Origin of the sequence: Lysobacter sp. Root604 (assembly GCF_001427505.1) — a bacterium.
In the GTDB taxonomy this organism is placed as follows: Bacteria; Pseudomonadota; Gammaproteobacteria; order Xanthomonadales; family Xanthomonadaceae; genus Lysobacter.
The window spans coordinates 108,990-129,715 of record NZ_LMGS01000010.1 but is presented as its reverse complement, the minus strand read 5'-3'; the positions used below and the strand labels follow the sequence as shown (position 1 = coordinate 129,715).

Annotated in this window: 16 protein-coding genes; 11 read left to right on the top strand and 5 right to left on the bottom strand. The window is 68.6% G+C overall.

All coding sequences use genetic code 11. The features are described 5' to 3' along the window. The first annotated feature begins 24 nt into the window (after positions 1-24). Positions 25-1,236 (top strand): right-handed parallel beta-helix repeat-containing protein, encoded by a 1,212-nt coding sequence (locus ASD69_RS15665; RefSeq protein WP_162250665.1) that lies wholly within the window; start codon positions 25-27, stop codon positions 1,234-1,236. 166 nt (positions 1,237-1,402) lie between these two features. Here the strand turns inward: ASD69_RS15665 and ASD69_RS15660 are convergent, their stop codons facing one another. Further along, on the bottom strand, positions 1,403-1,756 hold the full coding sequence (locus ASD69_RS15660) for a hypothetical protein (protein WP_056180292.1): 354 nt from the start codon (positions 1,754-1,756) through the stop codon (positions 1,403-1,405). Positions 1,757-1,943: 187 nt separating this feature from the next. Here ASD69_RS15660 and ASD69_RS15655 point away from each other — a divergent pair, with 187 nt between their 5' ends. Next, a complete protein-coding gene (locus ASD69_RS15655; RefSeq protein WP_157499230.1) occupies positions 1,944-3,848 on the top strand; it encodes an alpha/beta hydrolase in 1,905 nt (634 codons plus the stop codon). Positions 3,849-4,254: 406 nt separating this feature from the next. Here ASD69_RS15655 and ASD69_RS15650 read toward each other — a convergent pair whose 3' ends face one another. The 3 genes from ASD69_RS15650 to ASD69_RS15640 form a co-directional block, all read right to left on the bottom strand. After that, positions 4,255-6,273: a multicopper oxidase domain-containing protein gene (locus tag ASD69_RS15650; RefSeq protein WP_056180287.1), complete on the bottom strand. Its 2,019-nt coding sequence runs from the start codon at positions 6,271-6,273 to the stop codon at positions 4,255-4,257. A gap of 288 nt (positions 6,274-6,561) precedes the next feature. Continuing rightward, positions 6,562-7,995 (bottom strand): XVIPCD domain-containing protein, encoded by a 1,434-nt coding sequence (locus tag ASD69_RS15645; RefSeq protein WP_056180283.1) that lies wholly within the window; start codon positions 7,993-7,995, stop codon positions 6,562-6,564. Positions 7,996-8,010: 15 nt separating this feature from the next. Beyond that, entirely contained in the window at positions 8,011-8,508 is a 498-nt protein-coding gene (locus ASD69_RS15640; protein ID WP_157499229.1) for a hypothetical protein, read from the bottom strand. A 299-nt stretch (positions 8,509-8,807) separates the two neighbouring features. Between ASD69_RS15640 and ASD69_RS15635 the strand changes: the two genes are divergently transcribed. The 4 genes from ASD69_RS15635 to ASD69_RS21325 all read left to right on the top strand — a co-directional run bounded on the left by ASD69_RS15635 (position 8,808) and on the right by ASD69_RS21325 (position 15,948). After that, positions 8,808-10,412, top strand: a complete 1,605-nt coding sequence (locus ASD69_RS15635; RefSeq protein WP_056180278.1) for an NAD(P)/FAD-dependent oxidoreductase — start codon at positions 8,808-8,810, stop codon at positions 10,410-10,412. Between the two features lie 319 nt (positions 10,413-10,731). Beyond that, positions 10,732-12,081, top strand: a complete 1,350-nt coding sequence (locus tag ASD69_RS15630) for a S8 family serine peptidase (protein WP_162250664.1) — start codon at positions 10,732-10,734, stop codon at positions 12,079-12,081. A 134-nt stretch (positions 12,082-12,215) separates the two neighbouring features. Then, positions 12,216-15,047, top strand: coding sequence for a bifunctional [glutamate--ammonia ligase]-adenylyl-L-tyrosine phosphorylase/[glutamate--ammonia-ligase] adenylyltransferase (gene glnE, locus ASD69_RS15625; RefSeq protein ID WP_056180271.1), 2,832 nt, complete (start codon positions 12,216-12,218; stop codon positions 15,045-15,047). Positions 15,048-15,723: 676 nt separating this feature from the next. Beyond that, positions 15,724-15,948 (top strand): hypothetical protein, encoded by a 225-nt coding sequence (locus tag ASD69_RS21325; RefSeq protein ID WP_082576551.1) that lies wholly within the window; start codon positions 15,724-15,726, stop codon positions 15,946-15,948. A gap of 40 nt (positions 15,949-15,988) precedes the next feature. Here the strand turns inward: ASD69_RS21325 and ASD69_RS15620 are convergent, their stop codons facing one another. After that, positions 15,989-16,942 carry a mitochondrial fission ELM1 family protein gene (locus ASD69_RS15620; RefSeq protein ID WP_056180268.1) on the bottom strand — a complete coding sequence of 318 codons (954 nt, stop codon included), beginning with the start codon at positions 16,940-16,942 and terminating at the stop codon, positions 15,989-15,991. Between the two features lie 144 nt (positions 16,943-17,086). On the opposite strand from ASD69_RS15620, the gene ASD69_RS15615 reads away from it, so the two are divergent. The 5 genes from ASD69_RS15615 (at position 17,087) to ASD69_RS15595 (ending at position 20,685) form a co-directional block, all read left to right on the top strand. Next, positions 17,087-17,674 (top strand): malonic semialdehyde reductase, encoded by a 588-nt coding sequence (locus tag ASD69_RS15615; protein WP_056180267.1) that lies wholly within the window; start codon positions 17,087-17,089, stop codon positions 17,672-17,674. Positions 17,675-17,749: 75 nt separating this feature from the next. Continuing rightward, complete coding sequence (locus tag ASD69_RS15610) at positions 17,750-18,343, top strand: YceI family protein (RefSeq protein WP_056180264.1); 594 nt, start codon at positions 17,750-17,752, stop codon at positions 18,341-18,343. A gap of 5 nt (positions 18,344-18,348) precedes the next feature. Further along, positions 18,349-19,056, top strand: coding sequence for a pirin family protein (locus tag ASD69_RS15605; RefSeq protein WP_056180261.1), 708 nt, complete (start codon positions 18,349-18,351; stop codon positions 19,054-19,056). Between the two features lie 278 nt (positions 19,057-19,334). After that, entirely contained in the window at positions 19,335-19,535 is a 201-nt protein-coding gene (locus ASD69_RS15600) for a zinc-finger domain-containing protein (RefSeq protein WP_056180259.1), read from the top strand. A 28-nt stretch (positions 19,536-19,563) separates the two neighbouring features. Beyond that, positions 19,564-20,685 carry a glycosyltransferase gene (locus tag ASD69_RS15595; RefSeq protein WP_056180256.1) on the top strand — a complete coding sequence of 374 codons (1,122 nt, stop codon included), beginning with the start codon at positions 19,564-19,566 and terminating at the stop codon, positions 20,683-20,685. Positions 20,686-20,726 lie beyond the last annotated feature (41 nt).

The following is a 20,726-nucleotide window of genomic DNA, read 5'->3' as shown; positions in this document are numbered from 1 at the left end:
ACGACCGACCACATGGAGCGCGATATGAAGATGCGGATTGAGTTTGTGCGCAAACTTTGCGTAAAAAATGCACTCAAAAAATTCAGTGTTTCCTCGGCTCTGATTCTGCTCATATTCGCGGCTTGCGCCGTGGCTCCGGCGAGTGCCGCTGGCGGGATCTTCACCGTCTACATGGCGCCAGCCGATGCCGGCGGTTCGGACTTCAACGATGGGCTGAGCACCGCTACCCCGGTCGCCACGTTGGCGGAGGTGCAGGAAGTGCTGACCGATGCGCGGCCGGATTCGGATGTCGAGGTACGTATTCGCCAGGGCGTGTACGAGGCGCCGCCGCTGGGCTCGTGGACCTTCTATGTACCGGGCCACACGGTCTCGTTCCTGCCCATCGACTACGTTTATGGCGCGGGCGGAGGCAGCATTGCCGGGCTTCCCGTGTTCAGGAACAAACAGAACAGCGACGGCACCTATCCGAATGGGCCCTGGTTGATCGCACGCGTGGGCGGCGCATTGCCCAACGGCGGCGACAGTCGGTTGCGCTTCTACTATCTGCAGGTCGAAAAATACTCCGATGGCCTCAGCGTCGCAGGCCTGCCCTACGGTGAGGACACCGATGGCGGCAATCCCGCCTACTACGCCAAGAACACCGCGGGACTCAACCGCAACGTCGTGTTCGGCATGTACTTCTTGAATATCGGCACCTACTGGACCGGCAACGATACCGGTAGCGGATACGGCGCCATCGTGCTGTCAAACTCATCCAACAATTTGATCGAGAACAGCCACTTCATACGCGTCGAGAACCAAGCCGGTCAGCGGGCGCAACTGCTGCATGGCGTCTATCTCGGTCATTTCAGCGACAACAATTCAATCAAGCGCAATCGCTTCTATTTCAACTCGGGTGCGCCGGTGAAGGTTCGCGACCGCAGCAATTTCAACACCTTCGATAGCAATACCTTCGAGCGCGCGGGCGCCACCGAATTCTATGCCGACGATGTGTGCGACCCCGAATGCCAGGCGCGTTTTCCGGAAATCGCGCGTGCGCTGGAATGCGCGGGATACCACAATAGCTTCATCAACAATCGGTTGATCTCCGCTTATCAGGGCGGCATGCCCGAACGCGTCTGGCGCATGTTTCCCTGGAGGCGGACCGACGATGAGTCGCAGCATTACGCAGGCGATCCCGCGCGTTGCACGCTTCCGGCCAACGAAGTGCGTCTGTATGTGAGCGGAAATCTGTAGCGGTTGCAGTCCGTTCGCCGTTCGCGCGAAACCAAAAACCCCGCCGCGAGGCGGGGTTTTTTTGCGCGTTGCGAAGGCGACGCGACCGAGTCGGGCGATACGCCTTGCGCGGGTATCCTCACGTGTCGCGCCCACGCGCAGGCGCGCAACGGAAGCGCAGCGTGGTCTAGTGTTGGCGGATCGTAAACGCCAAGGTCGTGCCGCGCACCTCGAAACGGGCGGCCACGCCGTTGGGCGCGTATGCCACCGAAGGCCCGCTGCGCCGCACGCCGCCGACCGCGCCGATGCGCAGGCGCACGTGGTCGCCCACGTTCAAGCGTTGGCCATGAAAATGCAGCGTGCCCAAATCGATTCGTTGGCCCCGATGGTGCGTCATGCGGCCGAGCAAACGGGTCTGGCTGATCACTTGGCCGTCGACCAGGCGTTGCACGACGAAGCGCGCCACGAAGGCGCCTACGTGGATGTAGTCGATGTACTGGTAATGCGGTTCCGGTTCCGCGGACGCTTCTGGCGTGTGCATGGCAGGACCCCCTCCGTGTGCGCAGCAAGATCGTTCGCGGAGTCTACGTGAAGACCGGGCGGTCCAGCCGGTGCTTCCGGGCCGGCTTGGACCGCTTGGCGGGTCGGCGGCCGATGGGCGCCGCGCGCGTTTACCGCCGCCCTCGCATAAGCGGACAATGGCGGCCTGATCCAGCAACGGAGGCGGGATGCGATCCAGCCGGCGGTACTTGCAAACGATGGTGCTGGCGCTGGCCTGGCTGCTGCTCAGCGGCTGCGCGGTGGTCTCGGTCAAGCAGCACACCGCCGACGATGCCGCGATCGCGCGTCGCGCCGACGTGCTCAGCAGCGGCAAGCTCAGCACCGACGCCACCACCTCCCTGGCCGCGGCCGGCCTGGACAGTGGCGCCTGCACGCGCGATCCCGCGCCTTGCGTGCAGCAATTACGCGCCGCCGTGCCGGTGGAAGCCTGGCTGGCCACCGCGGCGGAATTGCAGCTCGCGCGCCTGCAATCGGACAAAGAGGCGCAGGCCACGGCTGCGCCGCTGCGCACCCAGCTGGCGGCCGATGCCGCGCGCTGGTCCTACGCCTATCTGTTCCTGACCCCGCGCACGCCCGAGCAGCGTGTGTTCGAATCGCGCCAGCAGCGCGTGCTGGCGATCTACAACCGGGCGGTCGAGCTGCTGGCTCAGGCCACCTTCGAGGCCAGCCGCGCCGAAGGCGGCGTCGGCAGTTCGCCGGTGCGGGTCGGCGAGTTGGAGACCACCGTGGTCCTGCACGGCTTCGAAGCCAGCCAGCTGGGCACCCAGCCCGACGAACTGCTGGCCTCCGACACCCTGGGCTTCGACAACCTGCGCGCGGTGTATCGCCGCGACGGTTTCGGCTCCAGCCTGGTCGCGGTGTATCCGCGTCCGCAGCGCGACCCCGATCAGGCCCAGGTCGCTTACCGCGACACCCGCTACCTGCCGGTGACGGTGACCGTGCGTTTTCCGGGCGACAGCCTGGACGCGGTGCTTGCCAGCCGCCAGCTGCGCGTGGACGCCTACAACCCGTACCGGATCGACAGCGAGACCATCGCCGGGCGCACCGTGCCCCTGGCGGCGAATTTCTCGGCCGCCTACGGTGTTTGGCTGGCGCGTTCGGACCTGGCCAAGCTGAGCCTGGCCAGCCTGCTCAAGCCGCGCCAGAGCACGGTGTTCAAGCCGCGCGTTTATCTCAACCAGCCCTACGATCCCGACAAGCGCGTGATCGTGCTGGTGCATGGCCTGGCCAGCAGCCCCGAGGCCTGGGTCAACCTCGCCAACGAATTGCTGGGCGACGACGAGCTGCGCGGCCAGTACCAGGTCTGGCAGGTGTTCTATCCGACCAACCTGGGCCTGCTCGCGAGCCGGCAATCGATCGACGCCGCGCTGCAGGCCACCTTCCGCCACTACGATCCGGACGGCGACGATGCCGCCAGCCGGGATGCGGTGCTGGTCGGGCACAGCATGGGCGGGGTGATCGCGCGCCTGCTGGTCAGCGACAGCGGCGAGCGCGTGCTCGACGCCAGCCTGGCCTCGTTCTCGCCCGAGCAGACCGCGCGCCTGCGCAAGGAGCCGCTGGTGCGCGGCCTGACCGTGTTCGCGCCGATGCCGCAGGTCGGGCGCGTGGTGTTCATGGCGGCGCCGCATCGCGGTGCGGGCGTGGCCGACGGCTGGGCCCTGCGAGTGGTGCGCAAGCTGATCGGGCTGCCGTTCGAGGTGCTGCGCGAAACCGCCGAACTGGCGCAGCGCGCCGACGTCGATGAGCAGGCGCTGCAAAAGGTCGGCTTCCGTAAGGGGCGGCCGCCGACCGGTCCGGACGATCTGAGCCCGACCTCGTGGTTCATGCGCGTCACCGCCGACGTGCCGATGGAGCGGGGCCTGCCGTTCCACACCATCGTCGGCCGCAAGGACCCGGCGCTGCCGCTGGCGCAGTCCAGCGACGGTTATGTGCCTTACGCCAGCGCGCACCTGGACGGCGCGGTCTCGGAACTCGCGATCACCTCCGGCCACAGCGTGCAGGAGACCCCGCAGGCCATCATCGAACTGCGCCGGATCCTGCGCGAGGACGAGCGCGCGCACGCGAAGCCTTGAGGCGGTAACGCTCGCGCGACATGCGCCTCGCGCCGGCGCGGTTGCCACCGCACCCCGGCATACGCCGAAACAAGCGCGCCGCGTTCGTAGGATGCGGTGAGCCATAGGCGAACCGCATCATCGCCATGCACCGAAACCCCGCGTCGGTGCGGTTGCCACCGCACCCTACGACTTGCGCCGAAACAAGCGCACCGCGTTCGTAGGATGCGGTGAGCCATAGGCGAACCGCATCATCGCCATGCATCGAACCGCCGCGCCGGTGCGGCTGCCACCGCACCCTACGACTTGCGCCGAAACAAGCGCGCCGCGTTCGTAGGATGTGGTGAGCCATAGGCGAACCGCATCATCGCCATGCACCGAAACCCCGCGCCGGTGCGGTTGCCACCGCACCCTACGGCGCCTGGCCTCAATGATGCCGGCTGCTGTCGATCCCGCCGCCCTTGCCGTCGGGCACCAGCACGCGCACGTTCTGCATCATGCCCTGGTCCTCGTGTTCGAGGATGTGGCAATGCAGAACATACTCGCCGATGTAGCGCTGGTAGCGAGTGCGCACGAACACGCGATAGCCCTTCTTCACGAACAGGGTGTCCTTCCAGGTGCCCTTGGTGTTGGCGTATTGCGGGTCGTTCTTCTCGCCGCTGACGCTGACGTCCTGGCCCTGCGGGTCGAGGATGCGCGAGACCTGGAACGGATTGACGTGGATGTGGAAGGGATGGCCGCCGAGCTCCGAGCGCAGTTCCCATTCCTCGACGTTGCCCAGGATCAGGTCGCGCGATTTGCTCGGGTCGTAGGGGTAGCCGTCGACCATGTACACGTTCGGGATCCGGCTGCCGTCGATGTTGAACACCAGGTCCTGCTTGCCGGTGAGTTCGCCGTCGCCGATATCCGGGTGCGGCACGAACGCGTCCAGGCGCAGGCCGTCGCGCAGCGCCGCGACGATGCCGGCGCGCAGGTCGGTCGGCATCTGGGTTTCCACGGCCGCGACCAGGCGATCGGTTACGTAGGGCCGCAACTGCGCGATCGGCGCGCCGCTGCCCGCGGCCACGGTGGCCACGCCCAGCAGCTGGCGGTCCTCGGCGGCGTTGAGGATGCTGGCGCTGGCCGGCGCGGCGGCGTCGATCACGCAGTACTGGCCGGCCTTGGGGAACACGACCAGGGCGTCGCTGCGATAGCCCGGCTGCAACACGTTCTCCGCTTTCTCGATCGCGCGCGCATGGCTGAGGCCATCGGCTGCGACCTCGAACTGCGGCACCACCGGGCCGGTGCAATTGCGCGCGACCCAGTTGTCCAGCGCGGTGCCGGACAGGCCTTCCAGGCTGCCGGGGTTGGCGCGCAGTTCGCGCAGCTGCAGGTTGATGGTGTCGCGCACGCCCGCGTGCAGCAGGCGCCAGCGCTCGATGCGGCCGGCGACCAGGCCGGTGAAGGTCGGCAGCACGTCGCCGTTGATGCTGGTGTGGCGCCCGGACTGCACCCAGGTGTCGATCTTGGCGCCGGGCTCGAAGCCGAACTGGTCGTAGCCTTCGATCTCGCCGACATCGCCGGGGTCGCAGACCCAGGCCACGGTCTCGCCGGCGGCGTTCTTGCGCACCTTGATCTTGCCGGTGGCCTTGTCGCGGCAGGCGTAGGCGACCTGCTGGAACAGCAGCACGCGCTCGGGCAGGGCGCTGCCGTCGGGCTCGCGCAGCAGGGTGTCGAGATCGCCGGTGCGGCCGGGCGCGGGCAGGCGGTTGCCGCGCACCAGCAGCGCGCCGGCCATGCCGCTGGACACCTGCAGCGCGGTCGAGCCGTGCAGATGTGGGTGATACCAGTAGGTGCCGGCCGGATGGTCGGCGGGCAGGTTGTATTCGTACTCGAACTTCACGCCCGGTCGCAGCGTCAGCAGCACGTTGTCGCTGTTGCCGGTCGGGCTGACCCACAGGCCGTGCGAATGCAGGTTGGTGGAGTTGAAGCAGTGCGGGATGTTGATGTCGGAGTGCGCGCAGTCCTTCTGCTCGGGCAGGCTGTTGTCCAGGCGGATGCGCACGGTCTCGCCGGGCGAAGTCACGATGGTCGGCGCCACGAAAGGCACGTCAGGATGGGTGCCCGGGCTTTGGTAGGAGCGCAGGTTGACCTCGTCGTAGCGCTGGCTCTCGGGGTTCCAGATTCGCGAACGGGTATAGACGATACGCAGGTCCAGCTGGGCTTCGTGGGTGTCCAGCGGCTGCGCGCCCTTGGGCGTCAGGCTCAGCAGCGGTTTGGCGGCGTCGCCGGAGCGCAGCATGCGCGCCATCACCGGCTGATCGAGATCGCGTTCGTCCGGCGCGGTGTCCTGCGCCGTTGCGAGCGGCGCGAATGCGAGCAGGCAGAGTAAGGGCAGGGCGGTGGCCTTGCGCTCGCGCCGCGCGCGGCCGAGGCCCGGAATCGAGTCCAGGGAAATGCGTTCCATGCGTCGGTGCTCCTGATGGCGGAGTGGATGTGCCATCCGAGCATATAGCTGGCCGTGAACCCGCGCACTGGCACGTATTGGCGGCGCGCTTGCGTACGCGCGGGTGCTGCGCCGCCGCAATCGGTGCCGCGCCGCGCGAGCGGAATCGCGGGATTCGCCGCGCACTCGCGCACGGGCGCGTCGCGCGCGGGCGATGCGCAGCGAGCGGAGAACGTCGGGAACGCGCAGGCGCGCGTCCCCGCCGCGCCGACCGCCGATGCCGTGGCACCGACGGACGGTCGGTCCGCCTTACATCGACTGCGCCTGGCGCTGTTCCTTCAGCGGCGCCGGCTGGGCCGGGGTCTGGCCCTGGTTGAGCGCGTCGAGCTGGCGGAAGGATTCCTCGGCCGACGGCGCCTTGTCGGTGGGCACGCCGACGCGCACATGGGCCGGGTCGCTGAGCCCGCCCTGGACCAGGAACGCGGTCTTGCCGACTTCCTTGGTCACCGGGTCGACGCTGAGGGCGACATGGTCGGGGCTGGTGATGCCGTTGCGCTTGCCTTCCACGGTCATGCCGGCGGCGATGCGGTCCAGATCGCCCTCGGACATGCTGCGGCCGTGGCGCGCGAACTCGCCTTCGACCTTGTCGCGGATGCCGGTGAACAGCTTGTGGTCGGCATGCTCGGCGCTGCGCGGATCGACGCGGATGTGCGAATGCGTGTCCTCCAGCAGCTTCTCCAGCGGCGAGTTGATCGGCACTGCCGTGTGGGTGGTCTTGGTGTGATCGAAGTGACCCGGCTTGGGCGTGCTGGTGCTGGTATCGACATAGGCCTGGCGCCCGGCCGAATTCGCGCCCAGGTCGATGCCGTTCTGCTCCATCAGGCTCTCGTTGAGCTTGAGCTGGGTCATGTTCAGATGCACCGCCGGCTTGCTGCCGTCGGCGGTCTTGCCGTGCGCGTGCTCGAGCTGGCTGATGTAGCTGACGTAGCTGGCGCCGTAGTAGTTGGCGTAGTCGGAATTGCCGTTGTGGCCCAGACGCGCCTGCGAGCCGGGCATGTCGAAGTAGTACTTGCCCATCGCCTTGATGTTGTCGGCGCTTTGCGCCATCGACAGGTCGGCGCCGACGGTGAGGTCGGGCTTCATGGCGTAGGTGAAGTTGGGCGCGGTGCCGCTGCGGTTGATGAAGTCTCCGGCGCGGCCGGGCGATTTCAGGTAGACGTCCTCGAGCGTGGCGGTGGGCTTGGCCTGACGCACGTTGCCGACCAGCGCGTTCCAGCCGGCGATGTGGGCCTTGGCCTCGTCGTCGCGGTTGGTCTGGATCATCTTGCCGACGATCGTGGTGTAGTCGTGCACCGAGGCCGGGCTCTTGGCCATCGCCGTGGCTTCGGTGGCGAAGGTCGACAGGGCGGTGGCGCGATCGGTGCGGAAGTAGCCGTGCTGCACTTCGTGGCCGAGCACGAAGGTCATATTGCCGGCGTTGTAGCTGCCGCCGGGCGCGTTCTCCAGGCCCTTGATCGGCAGCAGCATGGTCTGGTCGCCGCTGCGGTAGGCGCCGCCGGCGTGCGGGTCGGTCAGCGCGGCGAAGCCCTTCAGGTGGCCCTTGGTGACGACGTCGTTGAGCTGCGCCATCAGGGCCGGCGAGCCGTTGATCGTGGCGGTGAGGTTGGTGACGGCTTCGGCGCTGACGCCGGACTGCTTGCCGAAATCGTCGATGAGTTTCTGCAGATCTGCACTGATAGGCATGACGGGATCCTTCCCTTACTCGACCGTGATCATCTTCACGCAGTGGTGGGTGGTCTTCTCCGGCGTTTCGCTGGATTCGCCCTCGATATAGACCTCCAGCGACAGCGTCGGACGCTGGAACCGGTAGTGGTCGACCCGGCCGTGCTCGCCGTAGCTGACGCTGTCCTGGAAGCCCATGCCCTTGAGCGCCTCGGCGTACTGCTTGAAGTCGACGCCGCAGATCGCGCTCATCGGCGCGTTGCCCTCGCCGGTGCGCGAGAAGTCGAAGATCAGCTTGTTCCTGTCGGCGCCGTCGGGCTTGGTCACGTACAGGTTGTAGGACCAGTCCGGGGTCAGCTGGGCGCCGGTGCCGAACGAATCGGCGCGGCCGGCCGCGCGCTGGATCGCCAGGCCGGTCTGCTGCTCCACGTATTCGGGGGTGAGCTGATCGCTGGACTTGAGCCCCTCGATCAGCTTCAACACGCGCCGGCTGATGTCGTCGGCGGTGAGCTGGGGGGTGGCGGTGGTGGTCATGGATTCCTCCTTGATGGACGTCTTGTCTGTAGGCTCGCTCTGCGACACATGCGCGCAGGCGGCCAAGGCGAGGCTGCTCAGCGGCAGCGCGCACCAGGTGATGAGGGAAGCGAAGGGGGAAGTGCGGCGGGGCGGCGGCATGGCGTCTCCTCCTTGGACGCTGGGGACTTCCCAGTTATAGAACATGCGTTGACCCCTAACAACGACAGAACCGTGTCGCGCAGGACAGGCGAAACCGTCTCTGGCCTGGACGCGATCCGGCCTGCGTTGCCAGTGCAGAACCCGACGAGGAAGCGCGTATGGCCCGCACGCCCCTGTACTCCTTATTGCGCCGCGCGGCCCGCATCGCGCGCGCGTCCCTGCATGCGCGCCAGCCCCTGGACGAGCTGCAGGCCTACGCCGACGAACGCCGCACCGACCTGCGCCGGCGCCGCCTGCTGCAGGGCGCGGGCGCCGGCCTGGTGCTGGCCGGTTGCGCGCAGGCGCCGCCGCGCGCGCTGCTGCCGCCGGACGAGGAAGTGGTGGTGGTGGGCGCCGGCATCGCCGGCCTCACAGCGGCCTGGCGGCTGCGCCAGGCCGGCGTGCGGGTGCGCGTGTTCGAGGCCCAGGGCCGGGTCGGCGGACGCATGCTGAGCCTGCGCGATCATTTCCCGGACGGCCAGGTGATCGAACTGGGCGGCGAATTGATCGACAGCAACCATCTGCGCATCCGCGCGCTGGCCGGCGAGCTCGGCCTGGCCCTGGACGACTTGCTGGAAGGCGATGCCGGCACCGACCGCTGGTACTTCGACGGCCGCCGCATCGACGAGCGCGAACTGGTCGAGGCCTTCGTGCCGGTCGCCGCCTTGATCGAGCGCGACCTCGCGCGCCTGGGCGACGGCGACATCACCTACCGCGACGCCCAAGGCGCGCAGGTGCTGGACGCGCTGTCGATCGCGCAATGGCTGGATGCCAACCAGGTCGGCGGTTGGCTGCGCAAGCTGATCGACGTGGCCTACACCACCGAGATGGGACTGGCGATCGAACAGCAGTCGGCCTTGAACCTGTTGACCTTCATCGGCACCGACGACGACGCCTTCGCGGTGTTCGGCGAAAGCGACGAGCGCTTCCACGTGCGCGGCGGCAACGACCTGATCGTGCAGCGTCTGGGCAGCAAGCTCGAGGACGCGGTCGAGACCGGGCAGGTACTGGAATCGGTGCGCGCGCAGGCGCGCGGCGGCTATACGCTGTCGTTCCGCGCCGGCGCCGGTTCGCGCCAGGTGGCGGCCAAGCAGGTGGTGCTGGCGCTGCCGTTCACCCTGCTGCGTCAGGTCGCGATCGAGGCCGAGCTGCCGCCGGTCAAACGCCGCGCGATCGATACCCTGGCCTACGGCAGCAACGCCAAGCTGATGATCGGTTACGACCGCCGGGTCTGGCGCGAGCACGGCGCCAACGGCGCCTCGATGAGCGACCTGAGCTACCAGACCAGCTGGGAGACTTCGCGCAAGCAGCCCGGCCGTGGCGGCGTGCTGACCAACTTCACCGGCGGCCAGCACGGCATCGACCTGGGCCAGGGCACGCCGCGCGAGCAGGCGCAGGCCGCGACCGAGGCCTTGGAGCGCGTGTTTCCGGGTCTGCTGGAGGCGCGCGCCGGCCAGCGCGAGGCGCGTTTCCACTGGCCCAGCCACCCCTGGACCCTGGGCAGCTACGCCTGCCTGCGCCCCGGCGATTGGACCGGTCTGCGCGGGGCCATGGGCGAGTCGGTGGGCGGCCTGCATTTCGCCGGCGAGCATTGCGCGCTCGACACCCAGGGCTTCATGGAAGGCGGCTGCGAATCGGGCGAGACCGCCGCGCGTGCGGTCCTGGCCCAGCTGCGTCTGAGCCAGTTCCGGCGCGGGCCGAGCCCTATTCAGGTAACTGCCTGAATCCCGGGGCTTTTTGAACTGACGGGTATCGTTTTGCAGTGCAGCGTGCAAAGGGGATAACGTTTCCTTCACGATCGCCCCGCATCCCGACGTGGGGGAGGGAGCAGGCCCGCAACCGGTTCGACCGGGGCGGGCTTTTTTATTGCCCGCTAGTTCGCGTTCCACCTCCATCCGCAAGCGTCGTGCCAGCTCCGCGCGACAGTCGGTGGCCGTTTTCGGCCGCGAATCCGTGCCTTGAGACCCCTTCCGCATGGGCCTACCCTGCTTCGGCACGGGGGAAGACCGTGACGCAAGTCACTCTTATCCAGGAGAAGGGGTTATGAAGCGTTGGACATTGGCTGTATGCGCGGCCGCGTTGGCTGCGGGCAATGCGCATGCGGCGACTTACGTCGTACAGGCGAAAGCGCAGAACTTCAGTCCGGCCCTCGCCGCCAAGATCGCCGCCGCCGGCGGTCAGGTGAAGGCGCGCTATGCGCAGATCGGCGTGGCGATCGTCGAGGCCGACGACAGCTTCGCCGCGCGCGCGCTGCAACTGGGCGAAATCGAATCGGCGTCGCGCGACCGCGTCTTGCAGTTCGAACAGCCGACCGTGGTGAGCGGGCTCAGCCTGGGCGAGAACGCCGCCAGTCCGCCCAACACCGGCGACAACGACACCCGCTTCGACCTGCAGTGGGGGCACACCGCGATCCGTGCCACCGACGCGTGGGCGCGCGGCTATCGCGGCGCCGGCGCGGTGGTGGCGGTGCTGGATTCGGGCGTGGACTGCACGCATCCGGACCTGGTGCCCAACCTTCTGATCAATCTCAACACCTCCTTCGTGGCCGGCGAGGGCGCGTGCGCGACGCGTCCGTTCCCGGCCTTCAACCACGGCACCCACGTCGCCGGCACCATCGCCGCCGCCGACAACGGCATCGGCATCATCGGCGTGGCGCCCTCGGCCAAGTTCTTCGCGGTCAAGGTGCTGTCCGAGTTCACCGGCAGCGGCAGCTTCGCCGGCATCCTGCAAGGCATCCTCTACGCCACCGACAACGGCGCCGACGTGATCAACATGAGCCTGGGCGTGTCCGGCGGCCTGCCGATCGCCGCCGACACCAAGGACCTGATCAAGGCGATGCAGAAAGCGGTGCTGTACGCGCGCCAGAACAACACCATCGTGATCGCGTCCACCGGCAACGACGCGATCGACTTCGATCGCGCGGTCGATGCCGACGGCAACCGCCTGATGTCGTTCCCGGGCGGCGTCGACGGCGTGGTCGGTATCTCCGCGACCGCGCCGATCGGCTGGGCGCTGAACTTCGATACCAACCTCGACATCCCGACCAGCTACACCAACTACGGCAAGCACACGGTCCACTTCGCCGCGCCGGGCGGCGACTCGGTGTATCCGGGCAACGAGAACTGCACCGTCGCCGGCCTGTTGCGGCCGTGCTGGGTGTTCGATCTGGTGTTCAGCGACAGCACCGGCGGCTTCTCCTGGGCCGGCGGCACCAGCATGGCCTCGCCGCACGCGGCCGGCATCGCCGCGCTCATCATCGGCGCCAACGGCGGCGATCTGCAGGTTTCGCGGGTGGAGAACGCGCTCAGGCAAGGCGCGGCCGACCTGGGCACGCACGGCGTCGACGAGTTCTTCGGCCAGGGACGCGTGAACGCCAACGATTCGCTGCGCTAAGCAGCCACCGCGCAGGGGCGCCGCGACCGATGGTGACCGGTCGCGGCGATGCGAACGCCCGTCGCGCCTGCCGCGGCGGGCGTTCGCTGTTTGCGCGCTACTGAACGCCGCGGCCGCCATGCCATCATCGCAGGATGTCCGCAACCGTCTCCATGCCCTCCGACGCGACCGAGCGCGCGCTTGCGCGCCTGCGCGCGTCCGCGCCCGAAAGCGCCGCCGCGCTGTCCGATCCCGAGCTCGCCCGACGCGTGGCCCGGGTCGCGGCGATCAGCGATTTCGCCATCGACACCCTGGTGCGTCAGCCCGCCTTACTGGCCGCGCTGGCCGGCGACGACGGTGCCGAGCCCTGGCCCTTGCCCGAGTTGCGGCCGGAGCAGCGCGCCGACTGGGGCAGCCTGCTGCGTCGCTATCGCGCGGCCGGCTCGACCCGCCTGATCTGGCGCGACGCGCTGGGGCTGGACGAGGTCGACGCCACCTTGGCCGGCAGCACCGCCCTGGCCGAGATCTGTCTGCAGCGTGCGGTGGACGCGCTGGAAGCCGAGTTCGCCCAACGCTACGGTGCGATCCGCGACCGCGACGGCCGGCTGCAGCGGCTGGTGGTGTTCGGGCTGGGCAAGCTCGGCGGCGGCGAACTCAACTTCAGCTCCGACGTCGACCTGGTCTACGCCTACGAGCACGACGGCAGCACCGAATACGACGGCCGCGACCCGGCGCGCGCGTTGGACGCCGAGAATTACTTCGCCAAGCTCGGCCAGCAGCTCGCGCGCCTGCTCGACGAGGTCACCCCCGACGGTTTCTGCCACCGCGTCGACCTGCGCCTGCGCCCCTACGGCAATGCCGGTCGCCTGGCCTGGTCGTTCGCGGCGATGGAGCAATATTTCCAGCGCGAAGGCCGCGACTGGGAACGCTACGCCTGGCAGAAGGCGCGTCCGGTGGCCGGCGATCTGGACGCCGGCGAACGTTTTCTGGAAGCGTTGCGCCCGTTCGTGTACCGGCGCTACCTGGATTTCGGCGCGCTCGACGGCTTGCGCGCGATGAAGGCGGCGATCAGCGCCGAAGTCGCGCGCAAGGAACTGGCCGACGACATCAAGCGCGGGCCGGGCGGCATCCGCGAGATCGAGTTCCTGGCCCAGGCCCTGCAACTGATCCGCGGCGGCCGCGAGCCCGAATTGCGCGGCAGGCGCTTGCTGCCGGCGCTGCGCGAGCTGATCGCCCAACGCCAGATCGGCGAAGCCGCCGGGGCGGCCCTGATCGACGACTACCGTTATCTGCGGCGGCTGGAAAACCGCCTGCAGATGCTGCGCGACGCCCAGACCCACGCCTTGCCCGAGGGCGAGGACGACAGGCTGCGAATCGCGCGGGGGCTGGGCTACGCGGATTGGGACGGGCTGCGCGCCGAACTCGATCCGCGCCGCGCGCGCGTGACCGCCGAATTCGACGCCCTGCTCGCACCGCGCCGGCGCACGGTCGCGCCGAACGCGCTGACCGTGTATTGGGGCGCGTTGCCCGAGGCGGGATCGGCCGAGGTGCTGGCCGACGCCGGTTTCGAGGACGCGACCGCGGCCGACGCCATGCTGCGCGATCTCGCCCGCAGCCCCGGCGTGCGCGGCTTGTCGGACGGCGCGCGCGCGCGCCTGGATCGCGTTCTGCCGGCATTGCTGCAAGGCGCGGCGGTGTCCTCGCAACCGATGCTGGCCTTGAAGCGTCTGCTCGCGCTGCTGCACAACATCCTGCGCCGCAGCGCCTACCTGGCCCTGCTCGACGAACAACCGGCCGCGCTGTCGCGTCTGCTGGAGGCCGTGACCCGCAGCGCCCTGCTGGCCGAACGTCTGGCCGCGTATCCGCTGCTGCTGGACGAACTGCTGGACGCGCGCGTGGCCGGGCCCTTGCCGGGACGCGCCGAATTGATCGCGGCCTGCGAGGAGGTCGACGAGGGCGACGACACCGAGGCCACTCTGCAGGCCTTGAACGAGGTGCGTCAGGCGTTGAGCTTCCGCATCGCCCTGGCCCTGCGCGATGGCCGTCAATCGGCCGAGGAGAGCGCGCGCCAACTGGCCTGGCTGGCCGACGGCGTGGTCCTGCGCGTACTCGCGCTGGCCGAGCGCGACATCGCCGCCGCGCACGGGCGCGTGCCGGGGTCGCGCTTCGTCGTGCTCGGCTATGGCAGCCTCGGCGGCGAGGAACTGGGCTTCGGCTCCGATCTGGACCTGGTGTTCCTGTACGACGCGCCGCGCGCGGACGGCACTTCCGTGGAGGGCATGCAGTCCGATGGCGCGCGGCCGCTGGACGCGGTGCGCTGGTTCGCGCGCCTGGCCCAGAAGGTGGTCGCGCTGTTGGGCGCGGTGACCGCGGCCGGTCGCTTGTTCGACGTCGACGTGCGCCTGCGCCCGGACGGTGCCAAGGGCCTGCTGGTGTCGTCGCTGACCAGCTTCGCCGACTACCAGCGCGAGCGCGCCTGGACCTGGGAGCACCAGGCGCTGGTGCGCGCCCGCAGCGTGGCCGGCGATCCGGGGCTGCGCGAGGATTTCGAGCGCGTGCGCGCGCAAACGCTGGCCAGCGCGCGCGATCCGGCCAAGGTGCGCGAGGACGTGGGCGCGATGCGCTTGCGCATGCGCGCCGAGCTGGACCGCAGCGATGCGGCGGCGTTCGATCTCAAGCAGGGCGAGGGCGGCCTGGTCGATCTGGAATTCCTGCTGCAGGCCTTAGTGTTGCGCGAGGCGCAAGCGCACGCGGCCTTGTTGACGCCGCGCGATACGCCGGGGCTGATCGGGATCGCGCAGTTTGTCGGGGTGTTGGACGAGGTCACCGCGACGTCGCTGCGTTCGGCGCACACGACCTTGTTGGCGCGAGGCTTGGATTGCACTTTGGATCGGCGTGCGCGACGGGTGGCGCCGGACGAGGCGGTGGAGGCGGCGCGTGCGGCGATACGCGCGGCGGCGAAGGCGCAGGGTTTGGCGTTCGACTGAATAGCTTGCTTGGGTAGCCGATCCCATCCTCCGCGGTTCCGCTCGCTTTACGTTGTCATCCCTGCGGAAGCGGGCTCCGCTTTACTTCGGCGTAGCCGAGCATGCAGCGCCTTCGGCGCTCTCCTGCAGGCGCTTGGACATGATGCCTTTGCTGTTGCTCGTCATCCCCGCGAAAGCGGGGATCCAGTGTCTTTAGCGCCTTCCTACAAGCAAGTCCCATCCTTTGCTTTTGACTCCCTCCTTTGTAAAAGGATGAAGCTGCGCGGCTTACGAACCGCAGGTTCGTGCGCAGCTGAACGCCGGCAGGCTATGCCTGCTGGCCGGGCGGGTTGGGGAGGATTTGCTCTTGCTGTTGCTTCGTCGGCTCGGTCCGAAGATCAAAGGCTTCCGCCCGCTTCGCATGCGGGTCACCTTCTCCGTGCTTCTAGCTCCCTCCTTTGAAAAAGGAGGGTTGGGGAGGATTTGCTTTTGCTGTTGCTTCGTCCGCTTTGGCTCGAAAGTCAAAGGCTTCCGCCCGCTTCGCATGCGGGTCACTTTCTCTCGCTTCTAGCTCCCTCCTTTAGAAAAGGAGGGTGGGGATCCGCCTGCTGCGCATGCGGGTCACTTTCTCTTGCTAGCCCAAGAGAAAGTAACCAAAGAGAAGGGCTAGCGTGACCAACCCTCCCCTGCGAGTTCGGTGCGTACGCCGGGATTTTTCGAATGGACGTCCCTGTCCATTCGAAAAACGGCGCGCGTCCTGCGCGCCGCCCTTCGGGTCTACGACTGGTCGGGTGAGTGCGGGGCTTTTGGATTTCAATGCCGCGGCAACGGCAACGGCAACGGCAACGGCAACGGCAACGGCAACGGCAACGGCAACGGCAATCGCAGCCGCGTGAAAGACGGCACTCGTAGGATGTGGTGAGCCGCAGGCGAACCGCATCGTCGCGTAGCGCATCGTTGCGCTAAGCGCCCAACCCCAGACGCCGTCGCACCTCGTCGGCGATGCGCGCCGTTTCGCGTAGCGGCGTGACCGCATAAGGCGCGAGGGCATCGGCGGCATCGAAGCGCCGTGCCCGCGCGCTGGCGAGCAAAGCGTCGACGAAGCGGCGCGGGCGGCCGCTGAGCGCGTCGATGCCGGCGATGTACAACGGCACGGTGGTCGCGGCCGCTTCCGACAACAGATTGACCGAATCGGCCGTGCAGACCACGCGGTCCGCCCAGCCGAGCAGGCCGGCGTAGGGGTTGGCGCCGTCTTCCGGGCCGGCCCAGACCACGCCGGGCACATGCGCGAATCGCGCGCGCAACTGATCGCGCACCATCGCCGGCGTGCGGCGCGACGCGGTTGCGAGCACGCTGCCGCCCTCGCGTTCCACCAACGCGGCGACGCGCGCGATCAAGTTTTCGAACATGCCCGCATCGAACGCGGCATGCGCGCTGGGGCCGCCCAACAGCAAGGCCGTGCGCGGCGCGGGCAGGGCGCCGAAGGCCGGGAAGGCGCTGCGCGCGGCGGCCAGCCAGAGGTCGTCGACCGGATGCAGGCTGCCGAGCGGGGACAGGCTGTTGGCCGCGCGCAAACCATCGTGCTCGGGCGCGATCACCAGGTCCCAGTGGCGGCTGTCGATGCGCGGATCCAGGATCTGCACCGCGCGCGCGCCACGCAGGCGCAACAAGCGGGTCGCGAGCGCGGCCTGGCGCCCGCAGCCGATCGCCAGCGCCGGCGGCGCCGCCAGCACGCCTGCGAACGCGGCACCGAAGGCGCGCGTGGCGCCGGGCAGGCGCCGCGGCGCGGCCCAGGCCCAGGGCGCCCGCGCTTCCAGCACGAACTCGCGCGCCGGCCGGCCCAGCGCGGCCGCCAGCGCCTGGGCCTGACGGACGTTGCCGGCATGTCCATCGGTCAGGACCAAAGTGTCATCCATGGCTGTAACCGAGCTTGAAGGCGTCTTTTGTTGCACTGGTGCTATCAATCCGTTCCGGCGATGGCGGCGTTGCTTAACGGCCCGGACTCTACACTTCTCCCCTTGGCCGCGGCGCTCCCGCTCCGGCACCCCTTGGAGACTCCGATGTCCTCGACCTTGTCCGATGCCGCACTGGACCAGCTATTCCGTACCGCCCGCACCCATAACGAGCTCGGCGGCGAGGTTAGCGACGATACCCTGCGCGCCCTGTACGACCTGATGAAGTGGGCGCCCACCAGCGCCAACATGTCGCCCGGCCGCTACGTGTTCGTGAAGTCGGCGGCAGCCAAGGAGAAGCTGCGTCCGGCGCTGTCGGAAGGCAACCTGGAAAAGACCATGAAGGCGCCGGTGACGGTGATCGTGGCCCACGACGAGGACTTCCACGAGAAGCTGCCCTACCTGTTCCCGCACACCGACGCCAAGGCCTGGTTCGACGGTCCGCGCGAAGGCCGCAGCGCCGCCGCGTTCCGCAACGGCAGCCTGCAGGGCGCCTATGTGATCCTGGCCGCGCGCGCGCTGGGCCTGGACGCCGGCCCGATGTCGGGTTTCGACAACGCCAAGGTCGACAAGGCTTTCTTCGCCGGCACGCCGATCAAGTCCAACTTCCTGATCAACCTCGGCCACGGCGACGCTTCCAAGCTGTTCCCGCGTTCGCCGCGCTTGTCCTTCGACGAGGTCGCGCAGATCCTGTGATCCGCGCCGGTTTCGTTTTCCCGTAGTACGCCCCGCACAGACCGGCCTTAGGGCCCCACCCGGAGATTTCCCGCCATGAAGCGCTTCCTGCTCGCCGCCGCCGTCGCTCTCGCCTTCGCGGGCGCCGCCACGGCCGCTCCGCTGACCTACAAGATCGATCCCAACCACACCGACGTCGTCGCCGGCTGGAGCCACTTCGGCTTCTCCAACCCGGTCGCCCACTTCGGCCAGGTCGACGGCAGCATCACCTACGATCCGGCCAAGCCGTCGGCGTCCTCGGTCGAGGTCACCATCCCGCTGGCCGGGCTGAACTCGCACGTCGCCGCGTTCGACGAGCACCTGCGCAGCGAGGATTTCTTCGACGCCGCCAAGTACCCCAACATCACCTTCAAGAGCACCAAGGTCGAGGCCGCGGGCGAGAAGAAGCTCAAGGTCACCGGCGACCTGAGCGTGCACGGCGTGACCAAGTCGGTGGTGCTGGACGTGACCATCAACAAGGTCGGCGAGCAGCCGATGGCCAAGCGCGCGGCGGCCGGCTTCGACGCCAGCACCACCATCAAGCGCAGCGAGTTCGGCGTGGGCAAGTACGTGCCCAACGTCAGCGACGAGGTGACGATCCACATCACCACCGAAGCCATCGTGCCCAAGCCGGAAGCGGCGAAGCAGTAAGCGCCATGATCGTCGAACGCCCTTCCGCGAGCCGCGGCCGCGTCCAGGCCGGTTGGCTGGACAGCCACCACACGTTTTCCTTCGGTGGCTATTACGACCCGGCCTGGATGGGCTTCGGCCCCTTGCGCGTGATCAACGAGGACCGCGTCGCTCCCGGCGCGGGTTTCTCGCCGCACCGCCACGCCAACATGGAAATCCTGAGCTATGTGCTCAGCGGCGGTCTGGCGCACAAGGACAGCACCGGCGGGGGCGGCACCATCCGCCCCGGCGAACTGCAGTGGATGAGCGCCGGTCACGGCGTCGAGCACAGCGAGTTCAACGCCTCCGAATCGGAGCCGGTGCATTTCCTGCAGATCTGGATCCAGCCCGACCGCCTCAACGCCCAGCCCGCCTACGCCCAGCGCGAGGCGGCTGCGGGCGCCGGCGACGGCTGGACCCTGCTGGCCTCGCCCGATGGGGCCCAGGGCAGCATCGCGATCCGCCAGCAGGCGTGGTTGTACGGCGCGCGTCCGGTCCAGGGCGAAACCCTGCAACATGAGCTCGATCCCGCACGCCTGTACTGGCTGCATGTGGCCGAAGGCGAGGTCGAGGCCAATGGGCGCCGGCTGCAGGCGGGCGATGCGCTGGGGTATCGGGAAGAGGACGGTGCTTTGAGCATCGTTGGGCTCGGTGCCGAGGCGGCGAATGTGTTGTTCTTCGATTTGCCGGTGTAGTAAACCCTAGCCCCTTCTCTCTGTTCCCTTCTCTCGCACCCTCGGGAGAAGGTGCCCGCAGGGCGGATGAGGGTGCGGGATGAGGTTTGAGCTGCGCGCTCGCGCCGAACCCTCACCCCAACCCCTCTCCCGCCAGCGGGAGAGGGGCTCAGTTCCACTAGCTCTTGGTCTTCTCTTCTTTTTCTGGAATGGCGCTGTCCAAAGGGCAGATGAAGGCCGGAATCGCCCACCCCGCACCTGCTAAACTGCGTGTCCGCGTCGCCACTCGCCGTTCCGTCATGACCGCAGCCAACGCCCATCCCACCCAGGCCAACGCCGAACAGCGCTACACCGTCACGCGCGCGGACCTGCCTTTGAGCTGCCCGCTGCCGTCGATGGCGCTGTGGAATTCGCATCCGCGCGTGTACCTGCCGATCGAGGCCGAGCGCGAATGCCAGTGCCCTTACTGCGGCGCGCTTTTCACCCTGGTCGACGACTGAGCCCGCGCGGCCACGCCGCAGGTTCCGCGTGCGCCCGCTGATCGTGGTGCAATTGCTGCCGGCGCTGGAGTCCGGCGGCGTCGAACGTTCCACCCTGGAGATCGCCGACGCGCTGGTGCGTGCCGGCCATCGCGCGCTCGTGGTCTCGGCCGGCGGCCGGCTGGTGCCGCGCCTGCTCGCCAGCGGCGCCGAGCACATCGAACTCGACATCGGGCGCAAATCCCTGCTGAGCCTGCGCCACGCGCGCGCGCTGCGACGCCTGTTCGCCGACACCGGCGCCGACATCGTGCACGCGCGCTCGCGTCTGCCGGCCTGGCTGACCCGGCTGGCCCTGCGCGGCATGCCGACGACGGCGCGTCCGCATTTCGTCACCACCGTGCACGGGCTCAATTCGCCGTCGCGCTACAGCGCGGTCATGACGACGGGTGAGCGCGTGATCTGCGTGTCCGACACTGTGCGCGGGTACGTGCTGCGACATTACCCCGACACCGATCCGGCCAAGCTGCGCACGATCCCGCGCGGCATCGATCCGGCCGCGTTCCCGCGAGCGCCGATGCCGGATCGCGAGGCGCGCGCCTGGGCCGCGTCGCTGCATCCCGCGCTCGCCGGCAGCGGGCCGTTGCTGCTGCTGCCCGGTCGCGGCACCCGCCTCAAGGGCCATGCCGATGCGCTGAGTCTGCTGGCCGCGCTGCGCCGCGACGGCGACGATGCGCGCCTATGGCTGCCGGGCGCGCGCGAGGCCGGGCGCGAGGCCTACATCGCCGAACTCGAACGCGAAGCCCAGACGCTGGGCGTGGCCGATGCGGTCGCTTTCACCGCGCCCACCGACGCGATCGCGCGCGCCTATGCCGCCGCCGATCTGGTGCTGCAGCTGTCGCGCAAACCTGAGGCCTTCGGTCGCACCGTGGTGGAGGCCCTGTCGGTGGGGCGCGCCGTGCTCGGCTGGGCCCACGGCGGCGTCGGCGAACTGCTCGCGCAACTGCAACCGCGCGGGGCGGTGGCGCCGTTCGACCCGGTCTTACTGCACGCGGCGGCTCGCGAATTGCTAACGCATCCGCCCGCGGCAACGGATACGATTGCCTATTCCTTGCGTGCGATGCAGGAGGCCACGCTTGGCGTCTACGCCGAATTCCCCCGCCGACCGCGCTGATCCGCGTTGGGTCGATCCCAACCCGCCGAAGCCGGCGGGCG

What these genes read in the sequence shown, in the direction of transcription:
- ASD69_RS15640 (WP_157499229.1), bottom strand. Translation starts at nt 8,508, where the DNA reads ATGACCACCACCGCCACCCCCCAGCTCACCGCCGACGACATCAGCCGG.
- glnE (WP_056180271.1), top strand. Translation starts at nt 12,216, where the DNA reads ATGTCCGCAACCGTCTCCATGCCCTCCGACGCGACCGAGCGCGCGCTT.
- ASD69_RS15620 (WP_056180268.1), bottom strand. Translation starts at nt 16,942, where the DNA reads ATGGATGACACTTTGGTCCTGACCGATGGACATGCCGGCAACGTCCGT.
- ASD69_RS15635 (WP_056180278.1), top strand. Translation starts at nt 8,808, where the DNA reads ATGGCCCGCACGCCCCTGTACTCCTTATTGCGCCGCGCGGCCCGCATC.
- ASD69_RS15615 (WP_056180267.1), top strand. Translation starts at nt 17,087, where the DNA reads ATGTCCTCGACCTTGTCCGATGCCGCACTGGACCAGCTATTCCGTACC.
- ASD69_RS15650 (WP_056180287.1), bottom strand. Translation starts at nt 6,273, where the DNA reads ATGGAACGCATTTCCCTGGACTCGATTCCGGGCCTCGGCCGCGCGCGG.
- ASD69_RS15665 (WP_162250665.1), top strand. Translation starts at nt 25, where the DNA reads ATGAAGATGCGGATTGAGTTTGTGCGCAAACTTTGCGTAAAAAATGCA.
- ASD69_RS15610 (WP_056180264.1), top strand. Translation starts at nt 17,750, where the DNA reads ATGAAGCGCTTCCTGCTCGCCGCCGCCGTCGCTCTCGCCTTCGCGGGC.
- ASD69_RS15660 (WP_056180292.1), bottom strand. Translation starts at nt 1,756, where the DNA reads ATGCACACGCCAGAAGCGTCCGCGGAACCGGAACCGCATTACCAGTAC.
- ASD69_RS15645 (WP_056180283.1), bottom strand. Translation starts at nt 7,995, where the DNA reads ATGCCTATCAGTGCAGATCTGCAGAAACTCATCGACGATTTCGGCAAG.
- ASD69_RS15630 (WP_162250664.1), top strand. Translation starts at nt 10,732, where the DNA reads ATGAAGCGTTGGACATTGGCTGTATGCGCGGCCGCGTTGGCTGCGGGC.
- ASD69_RS15655 (WP_157499230.1), top strand. Translation starts at nt 1,944, where the DNA reads ATGCGATCCAGCCGGCGGTACTTGCAAACGATGGTGCTGGCGCTGGCC.
- ASD69_RS15600 (WP_056180259.1), top strand. Translation starts at nt 19,335, where the DNA reads ATGACCGCAGCCAACGCCCATCCCACCCAGGCCAACGCCGAACAGCGC.
- ASD69_RS15605 (WP_056180261.1), top strand. Translation starts at nt 18,349, where the DNA reads ATGATCGTCGAACGCCCTTCCGCGAGCCGCGGCCGCGTCCAGGCCGGT.